Genomic DNA, 13138 nt, shown 5'->3' on the forward strand with positions numbered 1-13138 from the left:
ATCAGAGTTTTACTGCATTACCACCAACAGCTTCGATTGCAGCTACCGCACTCTTTGAAAAAGCATTAGCTTCCACATCAAGCTTAGTAGTCAAACTACCGTTACCTAGTACTTTTACCAATTGATTAGAAGAAATGAAACCAGCTTCAATAAAGTCATTCATACCTACCTTAGTCAGATTCTTAGCTTCAGCCAATTTCTGAATAGTTTCAAGGTTAATAGCTTTATATTCTACACGGTTAATATTCTTAAAACCAAACTTCGGAACACGACGTTGAAGAGGCATCTGTCCGCCTTCAAAACCAATCTTCTTTGAATAACCTGATCTTGATTTAGCACCTTTATGACCTCTTGTAGAAGTACCACCCAAACCAGATCCGGGGCCACGGCCAATTCTTTTTCTAGTCTTTGTAGATCCTTCTGCAGGTTTTAAATTACTTAAATTCATATCGTAATTAGTTTTTTTATTAACAATGAATTACTTAACGATGGCAACCAGGTGTTTTACCTTTTCAACCATTCCCAGAATAGAAGGAGTTTCTTCGTGCTCAACCACACGATTCATCTTGCGAAGTCCCAGCGCATCGAGTACTCTTTTTTGATCAGCAGGAGCACCAATTCTACTTTTTATTTGTTTAATCTTAATAGTTGACATAATTCCTCCTTATCCTCTAAATACTTTTTCCATACTTACGCCTCTGTTCTGAGCAACCATACGGGCATCTCTCATCTCACCCAAAGCTAAAATAGTAGCTTTTACCAAGTTGTGCGGATTAGAAGAACCTTTTGACTTAGCCAAAACATCTGTAATACCCACACTTTCCAAAACAGCACGCATCGCACCACCTGCTACCACACCAGTACCGGTAGAAGCCGGCTTGATGAATACTTCAGCGCCGCCAAATTTAGCCGACTGTTCATGAGGAACTGTACCTTTCAATACAGGAACACGAGTCAAGTTCTTTTTAGCTGCTTCAACGCCTTTAGCAATAGCAGCTGTTACTTCACCTGCTTTACCAAGGCCCCAACCAATAATACCGTCTTCGTTTCCAACAACGACAATTGCAGAAAAGCTGAATGTTCTACCACCCTTTGTTACCTTTGTAACACGGTTGATAGCAACCAATCTGTCTTTTAACTCTATATCGTTAGTTATCTTAACTCTATTATTAACTGCCATAATTGATTAAAATTTAAGTCCACCGTTACGAGCAGCGTCAGCTACTTCTTTTATTCTCCCATGATACAAGTAACCATTACGGTCGAATACGACAGTCGTAATACCAGCTTCCTGAGCTTTCTTAGCAATCAGTTCACCAACTTTAGCAGCCTGTTCTTTCTTAGGCATAGCTTCCATTCCCAAAGATGAAGCTGCAGCCAAAGTTCTACCAGACAAGTCATCGATAACTTGAACGTAAATCTGCTTGTTACTTCTAAACACACTCATACGCGGACGTTCAGTAGTACCTGAAATCTTATTGCGTACTCTATATTTGATCTTGATTCGTCTTTCTAATTTTGTTGTCATGATAATACAATTTTATGTAAATTATTTAGCACCGGCTGACTTACCAGACTTTCTACGAATTTCTTCGCCAACAAACTTAATACCTTTACCTTTATAAGGTTCCGGCTTACGGAAAGAACGTATTTTTGAGCAAACCTGACCAAGCAGTTGTTTGTCACAAGATTCCAATATAATAAGAGGGTTCTTATTTCTTTCTGACTTAGTTTCTACCTTGATTTCAGGAGGCAACTGCATAAAGATATTATGAGTATAACCCAAAGCGAAATCAATAATATTACCATTGTTTGAAGCACGGTAACCTACACCGACAAGTTCCAGTTCTTTCTTATAACCTTCAGAAACACCAATAACCATGTTGTTAACCAAAGAACGATACAAGCCGTGAAAAGCATGTCTTTGTTTTATGTTATCCAACATCTCGTTTTCGTTTTCTGTCAACATCACATGTCCATCTTCAATTGCAACATTGATAGAAGGATCAACAAATTGGCTAAGTTCGCCTTTAGGACCTTTTACAGTAACTACATTATCCTTCAGAGTAACTGTTACTCCAGTGGGAATACTAATGGGTAATTTTCCTATTCTTGACATTGCTTATCCTCCTATTAATATACATAACAAAGAACTTCACCACCAATTTTCAGTTCAGCAGCTTCTTTGTTAGTCATTACACCTTTGGAAGTAGATATTATAGCAATACCTAAACCATTAATAACTCTCGGCATGTCTTTGTAACCCGTATACTTACGTAAACCCGGAGTGGAAACTCTAATAAGTTTCTTAATAGCATTTACTTTGTTTACTGAGTCGTACTTCAAAGCCACTTTGATAGTTCCTTGAGGACCATCTTCTACAAACTTGTAGTTCAGAATGTAGCCTTTGTCGAAAAGGATCTTAGTGATTTCCTTTTTCAAATTTGAGGCAGGCACTTCTACTACTCTGTGCTTTGCACTAATTGCATTTCTCAATCTGGTGAGATAATCTGCGATTGGATCTGTCATATAATAATAAATTAAATTAATCAGGACTACCCTGACAATATTTAAAAATAAAAAGAATTACCAGCTTGCTTTCTTAACGCCCGGGATCAAACCATTAGAAGCCATTTCGCGGAACTGAATTCTTGAAATCCCGAACTGACGAATATAACCTTTAGGACGACCGGTCAATTTACAACGGTTGTGCAAACGAATAGGATTAGCATTCTTAGGAATAGCCTGTAATTTCTGAGCAGCTTCAAAAGCTTCAGCAGGATCACCTGAGTTGACAATCTTTTTCAACGCAGCACGTTTTTCAGCATATTTGGCTACAAGTTTGGCTCTTTTTACTTCACGAGCCTTCATTGATTCTTTTGCCATAATATATTAATCTTTTTTTGAGTTTTTAAACGGTAAACCAAATTCCTTCAACAAAGCATAACCTTCTTCATCTGTCGGAGCAGAAGTTACAAAGGTAATATTCATTCCGAGAATTTTAGTAATACTATCGATATTTATTTCAGGGAAAATGATTTGTTCCTGAATACCCAATGTATAATTACCTCTTCCATCGAACTTACTTTCGATACCTTTAAAGTCACGAATACGTGGCAAAGCAACACGAACAAGTTTTTCAAGGAACTCATACATTCTTTCACGACGCAAAGTCACCATTACGCCAATCGGCATTTTCTTACGCAACTTAAAGTTAGCGATATCTTTACGTGAAACTGTTGCAACAGCTTTCTGACCCGTAATTGCTGTTAACTCATTAATAGCAACTTCAATAATCTTCTTGTCAGCAACAGCCATACCCAATCCTTGATTAATAACAATCTTCTTAAGTACGGGGATCTGCATTGTTGAAGAATATTGGAACTGATTCTTCAATGCAGGCGCAATGCGCTCTGCATATTCTTTCTTAAGGCTAGCAGTATTACTCATTATTTAATCTCCTCTCCTGATTTTTTAGCATAACGAACAAATGTTCTACCATCAGAACTTTCTCTTCTTCCCACACGTGTTGGCTTGCCTGTTTTAGGATCAACCACATTCAAGTTTGAGATATGTATAGCAGCTTCCTGCTTCACGATACCACCCTGAGGGTTCTTTGCATTAGGTTTGGTACTTTTCGATACCATATTGATACCTTCTACAAGTGCACGTCCTTCTTTAACAAGAACTTTCAGCACACGGCCAGTTTTACCTTTATCTTCACCAGAGTTTACGTAAACTGTATCGCCTTTTTTTATATGTAATTTACTCATTACTTAAATCTTTTACAAAATTAAAGTACTTCAGGTGCAAGTGATACCACTTTCATGTTTGCAGCACGCAATTCTCTTGCAACAGGGCCAAAAATACGACTTCCTCTAATTTCACCTGCATTATTCAACAATACGCAAGCATTATCATCAAAACGAATATAAGAACCATCAGCACGACGGATTTCTTTCTTAGTACGTACAATTAAAGCCTTTGATACTGCACCTTTTTTAACATCACTAGAGGGGATTACACTCTTGATAGAAACTACAATGACATCCCCTACAGAAGCGTAACGTCTCTTTGTACCACCTAATACGCGGATACAAAGAGCTTCTTTAGCGCCACTGTTGTCACACACTGTAAGTCTGGATTCTACTTGTATCATAATTACTTAGCTCTTTCAATTATTTCAACCAATCTCCATCTCTTAGTTTTGCTCAAAGGACGAGTTTCCATGATGTGTACTGTATCACCTACATTACATTCATTCTTTTCATCATGAGCATGGTATTTTTTCGTTTTAGAAACGAATTTACCATAAATAGGGTGTTTTTCTTTAAACTTAGCAGCAACAGTAATGGTCTTATCCATCTTATTGCTTACTACAACACCTGTTCTTTCTTTTCTTAAATTTCTAGCTTCCATGAGGACCATTATTATTTGTTAAGTTCTCTCTGATGCAATTCTGCCTTCATACGCGCAATCGTTCTGCGTAACTTTTTAATCTGTGCAGGATTATCCAGCGGAGAGATAGAATGATTTAAAACCATCTGATTGTAATTGGCTACTTCAGCTTCAATTCTTTCTGCCAATTCATTGGTAGCTATTTCTCTAATTTCTGCAATCTTCATAATAAATTAAGCATTTTGATTTTGAGCATCGTAATCACGTCTAACTATAAACTTAGTAGTAACAGGAAGCTTCTGTGCTGCAAGACGCAAAGCTTCTTTAGCTACCTCATAAGGAACACCTTCTGCCTCGATAATAATACGTCCCGGGGTAACCGGAGCAACGAAACCTTCAGGAGCACCTTTACCTTTACCCATACGCACATCAGCAGGCTTGCGAGTAATAGGTTTGTCCGGGAAAATACGGATCCAAATCTGTCCTTGACGTTGCATATATCTTGTTACCGCAATACGTGCAGCTTCAATTTGTCTACCTGTAATCCATTTAGTCTCCAAAGATTTAATACCAAATGATCCAAAAGCCAATTGGTTTCCTCTTTGAGCATTTCCTTTCTGACTGCCCTTCTGCTGTCTTCTGAATTTTGTCTTTTTCGGTTGTAACATAATTCCTAAAATTCAAATCCGTTAGCGATTGTTTTTCTTTCTTTTGAAGTTCTTACCACCGTTATTGTTGCCGTTTCCACCGCGACCGCTTTCTTTAGTCTGAGTAAAGTTGGGCGCTAATTCTCTCTTACCATACACTTCACCACGGCAAATCCATACTTTAATACCCAGCAAACCAACTTTAGTCAAAGCTTCTGCATGACAGTAGTCAATATCTGCACGGAAAGTATGCAACGGAGTTCTTCCTTCTTTATACATTTCAGAACGAGCCATTTCTGCTCCATTCAAACGTCCTGAAATCAACACTTTGATACCCTCAGCGCCCATACGCATTGTGTTAGCGATAGCCATCTTGATGGCACGGCGGTAGGCAATCTTACCTTCTACCTGACGAGCGATATTATTAGCTACAATAACAGCATCCAACTCAGGTCTCTTCACCTCAAAGATATTGATCTGAATATCTTTGTCCGTGATTTTCTTCAACTCTTCTTTCAGTTTGTCAACTTCCTGACCACCTTTACCAATGATAATACCTGGACGCGCTGTACAAACTGTGATTGTCACCAATTTCAGTGTACGTTCTATAACAATTCTTGAAACGCTGGCTTTTGCAAGTCTGGCATTCAAATATTTACGGATTTTGCTGTCTTCCAACAAAGCATCACCATAATCATTGCCACCGTACCAATTAGAATCCCATCCTCTGATAATTCCTAAACGGTTGCTTATCGGATTAACTTTCTGTCCCATCTAGTCTTAATTTTGATTATCATTAGTACTCTTAGAATCAACGAACAAAGTCACGTGATTTGAACGTTTACGAATTCTGTAACCTCTTCCCTGCGGAGCCGGACGCATTCTTTTCAGTGTTGCACCACCATCAACATAAATCTTTGTTACAAACAATTCGCCACTTTCTGCCTTACGTTCGTTTTTCTGTTCCCAGTTAGCAATAGCAGAGCGCAACAGTTTTTCCACTCTTGCAGAAGCTTCTTTAGAAGAAAACTTCAAGACACCCAGTGCACGGTTCACTTCCATACCACGAATCATGTCAGCCACGAGACGCATTTTCCGCGGAGAGGTAGGAACATTTTGCAATTTTGCAAAATACATGGTCTTAAGGGCTTCTTTTCTTTTTTCAGCCGATATTTTTTTTCTTGCTCCCATTATTTATTACTTTATTATTTCTTCAGATTATCCTGCTTATTTTTTCTTATTACCTGCATGGCCGCGGAATGTACGTGTCGGTGCAAATTCACCCAATTTGTGTCCTACCATGTTTTCTGTAACGTAAACAGGAATAAATTTATTTCCGTTATGAACTGCAACTGTGTGCCCTACAAAATCAGGCGAGATCATTGAAGCTCTAGCCCAAGTCTTAACGACAACCTTCTTGCCGCTTTCATTCATAGCAAGCACTTTCTTTTCAAGTTTAACGTTAATATATGGACCTTTTTTTAATGAACGACTCATAATTTACTCAATTAATCAGTTATTACTTTCTTCTCTCAATAATATACTTAGAAGACTGTTTCTTCGGAGCTCTTGTCTTCAAGCCCTTAGCATACAAGCCTGTACGTGATCTTGGGTGACCTCCTGAAGCACGTCCTTCACCACCACCCATCGGGTGATCAACAGGATTCATAACAACACCACGGTTGCGAGGACGACGCCCCATCCAACGAGTACGACCTGCCTTACCGGAAGACTCCAATCCATGATCAGAGTTACCAACGCTACCAATAGTAGCCTTACAAGCACTAAGTATTTGTCTTACCTCACCTGAAGGCAATTTAATCACACAATACTTGCCTTCTCTTGAAGTTAACTGAGCAAAATTACCAGCTGATCTCACCAAAGCTGCACCTTGACCCGGACGCAATTCAATATTATGAATTACAGTACCAACGGGGATGTTTTCAAGCGGAAGTGCGTTACCAATCTCAGGCGCTGCATTCGCTCCAGACATCAATGTGCTACCAACTTGCAATCCATTAGGAGCAATAATATATCTCTTTTCACCATCAGCATAAAACAGCAAAGCAATACGAGCCGAACGATTCGGATCGTATTCTATAGTTTTAACAACTGCGGGTACACCGTCTTTGTTTCTCTTGAAATCGATAAGTCTGTATTTTCTCTTGTGACCACCGCCCATATAGCGCATTGTCATTTTACCAACGTTGTTGCGACCACCTGTTGAGCGCTTTCCAAATACAAGAGACTTTTCTGGTACCGATGCAGTAATCTCTTCAAAAGTACCAATAATTTTATGTCTTTGCCCCGGTGTTGTGGGCTTAAATTTACGTACTGCCATCTTTATTAAATATTGCTATAAAAATCAATAGTATCGCCTTCTTTCAATGTTACGATAGCTTTCTTATAAGCATTCGTACGACCATTGATGATTCCAGACTTAGTGTAACGGCTTTTACTCTTTCCCGAGTATCTTAGCGTATTTACATCTACTACTGTAACATTATACAAAGCTTCAATCTCACTCTTAATTTCCAACTTGTTAGCTTCAGGACGTACAATAAAACCGAATCGATTTAACTTCTCGGTAATTGCAGTCATTTTCTCAGTAACCAACGGTTTAATAATAATTCCCATTATCTAAGCCTCCTTTTTAAATTAAGATAAGATATTCTCGATAGCCTTGAGCGAGTTTTCTGTAACAACAAGAGTTTCAGCATTCAATACATTGTAAGTATTTAATGCAGAAGCAATTGCCACATTAGCACGTTCGATGTTACGAGCTGACAAATATACATTTTTATTAGCTTCCGGCAAAACGAGAAGCAACTTTTTGTCAGTAATTTTAAGATTATTTACCATAGAAACGAAATCCTTAGTTTTTGGAGCTTCAAATGTAAAGTCTTCAACAATAATAATTGCGTTTTCTTGAGCTTTATAAGACAATGCCGACTTGCGGGCCAATGTCTTAACTTTTTTATTCAACTTAAACCAATAGTCACGAGGTTTAGGACCAAATACGCGAGCACCACCCACCAATACCGGAGAGTTGATATCACCACGACGAGCACCGCCACCACCTTTCTGACGACCTAATTTACGAGTAGAACCGCTGATTTCGCTTCTTTCTTTAGATTTATGAGTTCCCTGACGTTGGTTAGCCATAAACTGCTTAACGTCCAAATAGATAGCGTGGTCATTGGGTTCAATTCCGAAGATAGATTCGTTTAACGTAACCTTTCTTCCGGTGTCTTCACCTTTAATATTTAATACGTTAACTTCCATTATTTCTCAATTATTACGATTGAACCTTTGCAACCCGGTACCGAACCTTTAATCAAAAGAAGATTGTGTTCCGGAATCACTTTTAATACCTGTAAGTTATGTGTAGTAACGCGGTCACCACCCATTTGGCCACCCATACGCATTCCTTTGAATACTTTTGCAGGGTAAGAACATGCACCGATAGAACCCGGCTTACGAGCGCGGTTGTGCTGACCATGAGTAGTCTGACCTACCCCACCAAATCCATGTCTTTTAACTACACCTTGGAAGCCCTTACCTTTAGAAGTACCAACAACGTCAACATAAGCTGCATCATTGAATAATTCCACTGTAATAGTGTCTCCCAAATTCAATTCTGTTTCAAAATCTTTGAACTCGGCCAAGTGTCTCTTCGGAGTTACACCAGCTTTTTTAAAGTGCCCCATCAAAGGTTTGGTAGTATGTTTTTCCTTTTTGTCCTGGAAACCTACCTGAACAGCCGCATAGCCGTCTTTCTCAACACTCTTAATCTGAGTAACTACACAAGGACCAGCTTCGATAACAGTGCATGGTACATTTTTACCATCAGCACTGAAAACGGATGTCATTCCGATTTTCTTTCCTAATAATCCTGGCATTTCAGTTAATTTTTAAATGCATTAAACTTTAATTTCTACTTCAACTCCACTCGGTAATTCTAACTTCATCAGAGCGTCTACTGTCTTAGCTGTTGAGCTATAGATGTCGATTAATCTCTTGTAAGAAGACAATTCAAACTGTTCACGTGACTTCTTGTTAACGAAAGTCGAACGGTTTACCGTGAAAATACGCTTGTGTGTAGGCAATGGAATAGGACCGCTAACAATAGCACCTGTTGCCTTCACTGTTCTAACGATCTTTTCAGCAGACTTGTCTACCAAGTTGTGATCGTAAGATTTCAGTTTAATTCTAATTTTTTGACTCATTAGATTTTAAATTAAAAATGATTAAATATAAAGTGGGGCCGGATTAAGAGTCATTCGCTAACCCGTTGCCCCTGCTTTTTTATTATACTAAGTCTACGCGACCTTTCACTTCTTCAAGTACAGCTTTAGCAATAGAGCTGGAAACTTGAGCATGATGATCGTAAGTCATAGATGATGTTGCACGACCTGAAGTAATAGTACGCAAAGCTGTTACATAACCAAACATTTCTGCCAAAGGCACTTTAGCTTTTACAATACGAGCTCCAGAACGGCTTGATTCCATACCTTCGACTTGCCCACGACGCTTATTCAAGTCACCAATAACATCACCCATGTTTTCTTCAGGAGTTACGACCTCCAGTTTCATAATAGGCTCAGTCAATACAGGACCTGCTTTAGCACATGCATTTTTGTAGGCTTGAATAGCACAGATTTCGAATGACAACTGGTCAGAGTCAACCGGATGGAATGAACCATCCTTCAAAACTACTTTCAGTGAATCAAGCGGATAGCCAGCCAATACACCATTCTTCATTGCAGTCTGGAAACCTTTCTGAACTGATGGGATAAATTCCTTAGGAACATTACCTCCCTTCACTTCATCAATAAACTGCAAACCGCCTTGTGTAAAGTCTTCGTCAACCGGACCGATTGTCACAATGATATCGGCAAACTTACCACGACCACCAGACTGTTTCTTATAAACTTCACGCAATTCAACAGTCTTAGTGATAGCTTCCTTATAATTAACCTGAGGTTTACCTTGGTTACATTCTACTTTAAACTCACGTTTCAGACGATCGATAATAATATCCAAATGAAGCTCACCCATACCGGAAATAATAGTCTGTCCAGACTGTTCGTCAGTCTTAACAGTAAATGTCGGGTCTTCTTCAGCTAATTTAGCCAAGCCGTTAGACAACTTGTCCAAATCTTTCTGAGTCTTAGGTTCAACCGCAATACCAATTACAGGATCAGGGAATTCCATTGATTCCAACACAATCGGTGCATCTTCATCACACAACGTATCACCTGTACGGATATCCTTGAAACCAACACCGGCACCAATATCACCAGCTCCAATCACCTCTACAGGATTCTGTTTGTTTGAGTGCATTTGGAACAAACGTGACACACGTTCTTTTTTACCTGAACGAGTGTTATAGATATATGAACCAGCCTCTATCTTACCAGAGTAAACGCGGAAGAAAGTCAAACGTCCGACATAGGGGTCAGTTGCAATCTTAAATGCCAAAGCTGACGTTTTTTCATCCTCACTAGGTTTACGATCTTCCTCTGCTCCTGTGCTCGGGTTAGTACCTACGATAGCAGGCGTATCCAACGGAGAAGGCAAGAATGCACAAACATAGTCAAGCAATGTCTGAACTCCCTTATTCTTGAATGAAGAGCCACAGAACATCGGAACGATATCCATCTTCAATGTACCTGCACGCAAAGCACGCAAGATTTCTTCTTCAGTGATTGTAGAAGGATCGTCAAAGAATTTCTCCATTAAAGCATCGTCAAACTCAGCTACTTTTTCGAGCATTTTTTCTCTCCATTCATTAGCTTCATCAACCAAGTTCGCCGGAATTTCTTCTACGCTATAATCTGCACCCATCGTTTCATCGTGCCACAAAATAGCCTTCATTTTGATCAAATCAACAACCCCCTTGAAACTCTCTTCAGCACCAATAGGAATTACCACAGGGCAAGCATTTGCACCTAATACATCCTTCATTTGGCGAACGACTTCGAAAAAGTCAGCACCAGAACGGTCCATTTTATTAACGTAACCGATACGAGGAACATTATATTTATCAGCCTGACGCCATACGGTTTCTGACTGAGGTTCAACACCACCTACCGCACAATAAGCTGCAACAGCTCCATCCAAGACACGTAAAGAACGTTCTACTTCAGCAGTAAAATCAACGTGCCCCGGAGTATCAATCAAGTTTATTTTATAAGTATTTCCCGCATATTTCCAACGAGTAGTAGTAGCAGCAGATGTAATAGTAATACCACGTTCCTGCTCCTGCTCCATCCAGTCCATTGTTGCTGCACCATCATGCACCTCACCAATTTTGTGAGTCAAGCCAGTGTAGAACAAAATACGTTCTGAAGTCGTTGTCTTACCGGCATCGATGTGAGCCATGATACCGATATTGCGGGTCAAATGCAAATCATGTTTAGCCATTTTCGTCCTTTACTTATTAATTATTACTTGATTAGAATCTAAAGTGAGCGAATGCACGATTAGCTTCAGCCATACGGTGCATATCTTCTTTACGCTTGTAAGCGCCACCCTGTTCGTTAAAAGCGTCAATAATCTCAGCCGCCAGTTTATCTGCCATTGATTTACCACCACGTTTACGAGCGAAAAGAATCAAATTTTTCATTGAGATTGACTCTTTACGATCAGGACGAATTTCAGTAGGAACCTGGAAAGTAGCGCCACCTACACGACGAGACTTTACTTCAATCTGAGGAGTTACATTATCCAAGGCTTTCTTCCAAATTTCCAAAGATGATTTTTCTTCATTAGGAAGTTTTGTTTTCACTGTTTCCAGTGCTGCATAGAAGATCTCATAAGATGTATTCTTTTTCCCATCATACATCAAGTGATTTACGAATTTAGAAACCTTCTGATCATTAAATACTGGATCCGGAAGGATCACACGTTTTTTTGGTTTTGCTTTTCTCATTTTTTTCTCAAAATAATGTTTTTGTTTGGGGCTGCACTTTTTCCGTTTACTTCAACGCTTCCTCTGAAACATTTACTCAACCTTTATAGCTTATTCCAACAAACCAAAACTTAAATTAAATATTCTTTGTTTCAGGAATTCAGTTACGGTTTACTTCTTTCCTTTTCCTTTTGCAGGAGCTGCAGCTTGTCCTGCTTTAGGACGCTTAGCACCATATTTAGAACGTCTTTGTGTACGACCAGCTACGCCAGCTGTATCCAAAGTACCACGAACGATGTGATAACGTACACCCGGAAGGTCTTTCACACGACCACCACGCACCAACACGATTGAGTGTTCCTGCAAGTTATGACCTTCTCCCGGAATATAAGAGTTTACTTCCTTAGAGTTAGTCAGACGCACACGAGCAACTTTACGCATTGCTGAATTCGGCTTTTTCGGAGTAGTAGTATACACACGAACACAAACGCCACGTCTTTGAGGACATGAATCCAGTGCCGGAGATTTACTCTTCTCAACCAAAACCTCTCTTCCTTTTCTTACTAATTGTTGAATAGTAGGCATTTTGTTTGATTTTTAATTATTATATATTGTTTATTAATTTGCTATACTAAGTCCAAAACTATACATTTTGGGCTGCAAAGTTACGAATAACATTTTAATAAACAATACTTTCTACTAATAAAAATAGTCTGTTTCTCAAAAAAAGTTTTTGAAAAACAGACTACTATGTTATTTTTGCTACAAAAGCCCTTATGCCTCCCCTTTAAATCCGCTTATAGGAGGAATGAATGTTTTTCCATCCGGTCCATTATTTCCCCCATTCATTTCTTCCGGCATTCGAATAGGTCCAAAATTACGTTCGTATTTTGCAACATTCTCCTGTAATGCATACATCAAACGTTTTGCATGTTCAGGGGTCAGTACAATACGTGACTGCACTCCAGCTTTGGGCAATCCCGGCATTACACGCACAAAATCAACAATAAATTCCGAACTGGAATGGGTGATAATGGCAAGATTTGCATACGTTCCTTGAGCTACTTCTTCTTTCAACTCTATCTGCAACTGATTATTATTTTTTTCGTTTTCCATGATTTTATACTTTAGCATTAAAAAATATTCTGAATCTCAATATCCCCAACTCCTATTCTTT

25 protein-coding genes are annotated in these 13138 nt (G+C 39.1%); all 25 read right to left on the minus strand.

From position 1 onward, the window contains the following. Nucleotide 1 precedes the first annotated feature (1 nt). Nucleotides 2–448: a 50S ribosomal protein L15 gene (rplO, locus tag GKD17_RS20065; RefSeq protein WP_005844889.1), complete on the minus strand. Its 447-nt coding sequence runs from the start codon at nt 446–448 to the stop codon at nt 2–4. A gap of 30 nt (nt 449–478) precedes the next feature. Continuing rightward, nucleotides 479–655 carry a 50S ribosomal protein L30 gene (gene rpmD / locus GKD17_RS20070; RefSeq protein WP_007838934.1) on the minus strand — a complete coding sequence of 59 codons (177 nt, stop codon included), beginning with the start codon at nt 653–655 and terminating at the stop codon, nt 479–481. A gap of 9 nt (nt 656–664) precedes the next feature. Further along, nucleotides 665–1180: a 30S ribosomal protein S5 gene (gene rpsE, locus GKD17_RS20075; protein ID WP_007838936.1), complete on the minus strand. Its 516-nt coding sequence runs from the start codon at nt 1178–1180 to the stop codon at nt 665–667. Between the two features lie 6 nt (nt 1181–1186). Further along, the gene (gene rplR, locus GKD17_RS20080) at nt 1187–1528 is read right to left on the minus strand and encodes a 50S ribosomal protein L18 (RefSeq protein ID WP_005844882.1); all 342 of its coding nucleotides are present in this window, start codon (nt 1526–1528) and stop codon (nt 1187–1189) included. A gap of 21 nt (nt 1529–1549) precedes the next feature. Further along, nucleotides 1550–2119, minus strand: coding sequence for a 50S ribosomal protein L6 (gene rplF, locus GKD17_RS20085; protein WP_007838939.1), 570 nt, complete (start codon nt 2117–2119; stop codon nt 1550–1552). Between the two features lie 14 nt (nt 2120–2133). Next, entirely contained in the window at nt 2134–2529 is a 396-nt protein-coding gene (gene rpsH, locus GKD17_RS20090) for a 30S ribosomal protein S8 (protein ID WP_005844874.1), read from the minus strand. A gap of 57 nt (nt 2530–2586) precedes the next feature. Then, nucleotides 2587–2886: a 30S ribosomal protein S14 gene (gene rpsN / locus GKD17_RS20095; RefSeq protein ID WP_005844872.1), complete on the minus strand. Its 300-nt coding sequence runs from the start codon at nt 2884–2886 to the stop codon at nt 2587–2589. A gap of 6 nt (nt 2887–2892) precedes the next feature. Beyond that, on the minus strand, nt 2893–3450 hold the full coding sequence (gene rplE, locus GKD17_RS20100; RefSeq protein ID WP_005844870.1) for a 50S ribosomal protein L5: 558 nt from the start codon (nt 3448–3450) through the stop codon (nt 2893–2895). Beyond that, nucleotides 3450–3773: a 50S ribosomal protein L24 gene (gene rplX, locus GKD17_RS20105; RefSeq protein ID WP_007838941.1), complete on the minus strand. Its 324-nt coding sequence runs from the start codon at nt 3771–3773 to the stop codon at nt 3450–3452. The genes rplE and rplX overlap by 1 nt, the downstream gene beginning before the upstream one ends. Before the next feature lie 20 nt (nt 3774–3793). Further along, entirely contained in the window at nt 3794–4159 is a 366-nt protein-coding gene (gene rplN, locus GKD17_RS20110; RefSeq protein ID WP_005844866.1) for a 50S ribosomal protein L14, read from the minus strand. A 2-nt stretch (nt 4160–4161) separates the two neighbouring features. Then, nucleotides 4162–4419: a 30S ribosomal protein S17 gene (gene rpsQ / locus GKD17_RS20115; protein WP_005844864.1), complete on the minus strand. Its 258-nt coding sequence runs from the start codon at nt 4417–4419 to the stop codon at nt 4162–4164. An 11-nt stretch (nt 4420–4430) separates the two neighbouring features. Further along, on the minus strand, nt 4431–4625 hold the full coding sequence (gene rpmC / locus GKD17_RS20120; protein WP_005844862.1) for a 50S ribosomal protein L29: 195 nt from the start codon (nt 4623–4625) through the stop codon (nt 4431–4433). A 6-nt stretch (nt 4626–4631) separates the two neighbouring features. After that, nucleotides 4632–5066 (minus strand): 50S ribosomal protein L16, encoded by a 435-nt coding sequence (rplP, locus tag GKD17_RS20125; protein ID WP_005844860.1) that lies wholly within the window; start codon nt 5064–5066, stop codon nt 4632–4634. A 21-nt stretch (nt 5067–5087) separates the two neighbouring features. Beyond that, nucleotides 5088–5819: a 30S ribosomal protein S3 gene (gene rpsC, locus GKD17_RS20130; protein WP_005844858.1), complete on the minus strand. Its 732-nt coding sequence runs from the start codon at nt 5817–5819 to the stop codon at nt 5088–5090. A 6-nt stretch (nt 5820–5825) separates the two neighbouring features. Continuing rightward, complete coding sequence (rplV, locus tag GKD17_RS20135) at nt 5826–6236, minus strand: 50S ribosomal protein L22 (RefSeq protein WP_005844856.1); 411 nt, start codon at nt 6234–6236, stop codon at nt 5826–5828. Between the two features lie 36 nt (nt 6237–6272). Then, nucleotides 6273–6542: a 30S ribosomal protein S19 gene (gene rpsS, locus GKD17_RS20140; RefSeq protein ID WP_002558070.1), complete on the minus strand. Its 270-nt coding sequence runs from the start codon at nt 6540–6542 to the stop codon at nt 6273–6275. 22 nt (nt 6543–6564) lie between these two features. Further along, complete coding sequence (gene rplB / locus GKD17_RS20145; RefSeq protein ID WP_005844853.1) at nt 6565–7386, minus strand: 50S ribosomal protein L2; 822 nt, start codon at nt 7384–7386, stop codon at nt 6565–6567. 5 nt (nt 7387–7391) lie between these two features. Further along, nucleotides 7392–7682, minus strand: coding sequence for a 50S ribosomal protein L23 (rplW, locus tag GKD17_RS20150; protein WP_007838943.1), 291 nt, complete (start codon nt 7680–7682; stop codon nt 7392–7394). A 21-nt stretch (nt 7683–7703) separates the two neighbouring features. Next, nucleotides 7704–8330, minus strand: coding sequence for a 50S ribosomal protein L4 (gene rplD / locus GKD17_RS20155; protein ID WP_007838944.1), 627 nt, complete (start codon nt 8328–8330; stop codon nt 7704–7706). Beyond that, nucleotides 8330–8947 carry a 50S ribosomal protein L3 gene (gene rplC, locus GKD17_RS20160; protein WP_005844847.1) on the minus strand — a complete coding sequence of 206 codons (618 nt, stop codon included), beginning with the start codon at nt 8945–8947 and terminating at the stop codon, nt 8330–8332. The genes rplD and rplC overlap by 1 nt, the downstream gene beginning before the upstream one ends. A 21-nt stretch (nt 8948–8968) precedes the next feature. Further along, nucleotides 8969–9274, minus strand: a complete 306-nt coding sequence (gene rpsJ, locus GKD17_RS20165) for a 30S ribosomal protein S10 (RefSeq protein ID WP_002558075.1) — start codon at nt 9272–9274, stop codon at nt 8969–8971. A gap of 82 nt (nt 9275–9356) precedes the next feature. Beyond that, nucleotides 9357–11474, minus strand: a complete 2118-nt coding sequence (fusA, locus tag GKD17_RS20170; RefSeq protein WP_007838947.1) for an elongation factor G — start codon at nt 11472–11474, stop codon at nt 9357–9359. A gap of 31 nt (nt 11475–11505) precedes the next feature. Then, nucleotides 11506–11982 carry a 30S ribosomal protein S7 gene (rpsG, locus tag GKD17_RS20175; protein WP_007838948.1) on the minus strand — a complete coding sequence of 159 codons (477 nt, stop codon included), beginning with the start codon at nt 11980–11982 and terminating at the stop codon, nt 11506–11508. Between the two features lie 150 nt (nt 11983–12132). Continuing rightward, nucleotides 12133–12546: a 30S ribosomal protein S12 gene (rpsL, locus tag GKD17_RS20180; RefSeq protein WP_005844840.1), complete on the minus strand. Its 414-nt coding sequence runs from the start codon at nt 12544–12546 to the stop codon at nt 12133–12135. A 189-nt stretch (nt 12547–12735) separates the two neighbouring features. Continuing rightward, entirely contained in the window at nt 12736–13077 is a 342-nt protein-coding gene (locus GKD17_RS20185; RefSeq protein WP_005844838.1) for a DUF3467 domain-containing protein, read from the minus strand. Nucleotides 13078–13138: the final 61 nt, after the last annotated feature.

The organism is Phocaeicola dorei (assembly GCF_013009555.1).
GTDB classification, from domain to species: domain Bacteria; phylum Bacteroidota; class Bacteroidia; order Bacteroidales; family Bacteroidaceae; genus Phocaeicola; species Phocaeicola dorei.

Excerpts from the sequence above, each read along its gene's own strand:
- rpsS (WP_002558070.1), bottom strand. The coding sequence starts at position 6,542 with ATGAGTCGTTCATTAAAAAAAGGTCCATATATTAACGTTAAACTTGAA.
- rpmC (WP_005844862.1), bottom strand. The coding sequence starts at position 4,625 with ATGAAGATTGCAGAAATTAGAGAAATAGCTACCAATGAATTGGCAGAA.
- rpsN (WP_005844872.1), bottom strand. The coding sequence starts at position 2,886 with ATGGCAAAAGAATCAATGAAGGCTCGTGAAGTAAAAAGAGCCAAACTT.
- rplP (WP_005844860.1), bottom strand. The coding sequence starts at position 5,066 with ATGTTACAACCGAAAAAGACAAAATTCAGAAGACAGCAGAAGGGCAGT.
- rpsE (WP_007838936.1), bottom strand. The coding sequence starts at position 1,180 with ATGGCAGTTAATAATAGAGTTAAGATAACTAACGATATAGAGTTAAAA.
- rplW (WP_007838943.1), bottom strand. The coding sequence starts at position 7,682 with ATGGGAATTATTATTAAACCGTTGGTTACTGAGAAAATGACTGCAATT.
- rplB (WP_005844853.1), bottom strand. The coding sequence starts at position 7,386 with ATGGCAGTACGTAAATTTAAGCCCACAACACCGGGGCAAAGACATAAA.
- rplC (WP_005844847.1), bottom strand. The coding sequence starts at position 8,947 with ATGCCAGGATTATTAGGAAAGAAAATCGGAATGACATCCGTTTTCAGT.
- rpsL (WP_005844840.1), bottom strand. The coding sequence starts at position 12,546 with ATGCCTACTATTCAACAATTAGTAAGAAAAGGAAGAGAGGTTTTGGTT.
- rplV (WP_005844856.1), bottom strand. The coding sequence starts at position 6,236 with ATGGGAGCAAGAAAAAAAATATCGGCTGAAAAAAGAAAAGAAGCCCTT.
- rplE (WP_005844870.1), bottom strand. The coding sequence starts at position 3,450 with ATGAGTAATACTGCTAGCCTTAAGAAAGAATATGCAGAGCGCATTGCG.
- rpsG (WP_007838948.1), bottom strand. The coding sequence starts at position 11,982 with ATGAGAAAAGCAAAACCAAAAAAACGTGTGATCCTTCCGGATCCAGTA.
- fusA (WP_007838947.1), bottom strand. The coding sequence starts at position 11,474 with ATGGCTAAACATGATTTGCATTTGACCCGCAATATCGGTATCATGGCT.
- rplF (WP_007838939.1), bottom strand. The coding sequence starts at position 2,119 with ATGTCAAGAATAGGAAAATTACCCATTAGTATTCCCACTGGAGTAACA.
- GKD17_RS20185 (WP_005844838.1), bottom strand. The coding sequence starts at position 13,077 with ATGGAAAACGAAAAAAATAATAATCAGTTGCAGATAGAGTTGAAAGAA.
- rpsC (WP_005844858.1), bottom strand. The coding sequence starts at position 5,819 with ATGGGACAGAAAGTTAATCCGATAAGCAACCGTTTAGGAATTATCAGA.
- rpsH (WP_005844874.1), bottom strand. The coding sequence starts at position 2,529 with ATGACAGATCCAATCGCAGATTATCTCACCAGATTGAGAAATGCAATT.
- rplR (WP_005844882.1), bottom strand. The coding sequence starts at position 1,528 with ATGACAACAAAATTAGAAAGACGAATCAAGATCAAATATAGAGTACGC.
- rpsJ (WP_002558075.1), bottom strand. The coding sequence starts at position 9,274 with ATGAGTCAAAAAATTAGAATTAAACTGAAATCTTACGATCACAACTTG.
- rpsQ (WP_005844864.1), bottom strand. The coding sequence starts at position 4,419 with ATGGAAGCTAGAAATTTAAGAAAAGAAAGAACAGGTGTTGTAGTAAGC.
- rplD (WP_007838944.1), bottom strand. The coding sequence starts at position 8,330 with ATGGAAGTTAACGTATTAAATATTAAAGGTGAAGACACCGGAAGAAAG.
- rplX (WP_007838941.1), bottom strand. The coding sequence starts at position 3,773 with ATGAGTAAATTACATATAAAAAAAGGCGATACAGTTTACGTAAACTCT.
- rplO (WP_005844889.1), bottom strand. The coding sequence starts at position 448 with ATGAATTTAAGTAATTTAAAACCTGCAGAAGGATCTACAAAGACTAGA.
- rpmD (WP_007838934.1), bottom strand. The coding sequence starts at position 655 with ATGTCAACTATTAAGATTAAACAAATAAAAAGTAGAATTGGTGCTCCT.
- rplN (WP_005844866.1), bottom strand. The coding sequence starts at position 4,159 with ATGATACAAGTAGAATCCAGACTTACAGTGTGTGACAACAGTGGCGCT.